Annotated in this window: 1 protein-coding gene; it reads right to left on the reverse strand. The window is 55.9% G+C overall.

Going from position 1 to position 1,710, the window contains the following annotated elements; genetic code table 11:
• Positions 1-98: 98 nt before the first annotated feature.
• Positions 99-1,553, reverse strand: coding sequence for a multidrug efflux MATE transporter EmmdR (gene emmdR / locus FHC48_RS22940; RefSeq protein ID WP_185949876.1), 1,455 nt, complete (start codon positions 1,551-1,553; stop codon positions 99-101).
• Positions 1,554-1,710: the final 157 nt, after the last annotated feature.

The raw sequence follows: 1,710 nt of genomic DNA on the forward strand, positions 1-1,710 counted from the left end.
GTGAACGGGGCGCATATTATCGATGCTCCCCCATTATGTCAAAGGCAGAATGCATATTTCCGATCGTTTGCCGATTTATTCTCCACTTCGCGCAATTGTCAGGCATTTTTCCGCGGGTATTTCCACAGCCAGCGCCCGCTGACCATGCGCCAGTAGAACAGCGCGCCCCGTACGGCCCAGTCCAGGAACATACCCAGCCAGACGCCGACTACGCCCCATCCGAGCATCACCCCGAGCGTATACCCCGCCACAACGCGACATCCCCACATGCCGAGCATCGACACCCACATCGCAAAGCGGGCGTCACGCGCGCCCTTTAGCCCGGCTGGCAGTACCCATGAGGCCGCCCAGATGGGCATAAAGGCGGCGTTGAGCCAGATGAGGATTTTAACGACCTCTTTAACATCCTCTTCGTGGGTATAGAACGAGGCCATCAGCCCGGCAAACGGCGCGGTTCCCCAGGCAATCACGGTCAGTCCAATGGTCGACAGCCAGAAAACGTGGCGCAGCTGCCGCTCAGCCTGGCCGATCTGCCCTTTCCCGAGCCGTTTCCCGGTAATGATAGTCGAGGCCGAACCCAGCGCGTTACCCGGCAGGTTAATCAGCGAGGCGATAGAAAAGGCGATGAAGTTACCGGCGATCACGTCGGTGCCCATCCCGGCGACAAACATCTGCGTCAGCAGCTTCCCGCCGTTAAACAGCACCGACTCAATACTGGCGGGAATGCCGATCCCCATCACTTCCCAGATAATGGCAAAGTTAAAGGGGCGGAAATAGCTCTTCAGCGTGAGGCGCAGCGAGGGAGTAATCCCCGCCATCAGCACCCCGATAATCGCCGCCGCACCGATATAGCGTGAAATGGTTAGCCCCAGTCCGGCGCCGACGAACCCCAGCCCGTCCCACGAGAACACGCCGTAGATCAGCACGCTGCTGATGATGATATTCAGGATATTCATTCCGCCGTTGATCAGGAGCGGAATTTTGGTGTTACCTGCCCCGCGCAGCGCGCCGCTGCCAATCAACGCGATAGCCGCCGCCGGATAGCTGATGACGGTCATCTCCAGATAGGTCAGCGCCAGGTCTTTAACCTCGTTCGTGGCTTCCCCGGCGACAAAGTCGATAATCTCTTTACCGAAATAGTGAATCACCGCCGCCAGAACAATCGAAAAGACAGTCATGATCATCAGCGACTGGCGGGCTGCCTCGCGCGTACGTTTAGGATCGAGCTTGCCGAGGCTAAAAGCCACCACCACCGTCGTCCCGAGATCGATGGCAGCAAAAAATGACATCACCACCATGTTAAAGCTGTCCGCCAGCCCGACCCCCGCCATCGCCTCTTTCCCCAGCCAGCTCACCAGGAAGGTGCTCAGTACCCCCATCAGCAGAACGCAGGTATTTTCCAGGAAGATAGGCACAGCAAGAGGGGTGATTTCACGCCAGAACAGGACACGATAGCTTTTACGTTTTGCATACCATGGCGTGCGCGCGATCGCCTGGCGTAAGGAGGCAGTGACGTTCAAAATGGACCTTAGCGAGAAAAGTTGAAACTCCATTTCAAATGATGGGGGAGAAATGCTCATCCTGCAAAGTATTTTCCTGAAAAAAGATGTGTGGAATTACAACAAACTGACGACAGAATCAGCAATCAGTCGATTTTCCCTAAGATCAGGTTTGACAAAAGTTTTTTCGCCGCTAAGATAAGCCTCCACA

Origin of the sequence: Enterobacter sp. EC_50, from assembly GCF_019584525.1 — a bacterium.
GTDB classification, from domain to species: domain Bacteria; phylum Pseudomonadota; class Gammaproteobacteria; order Enterobacterales; family Enterobacteriaceae; genus Enterobacter; species Enterobacter roggenkampii.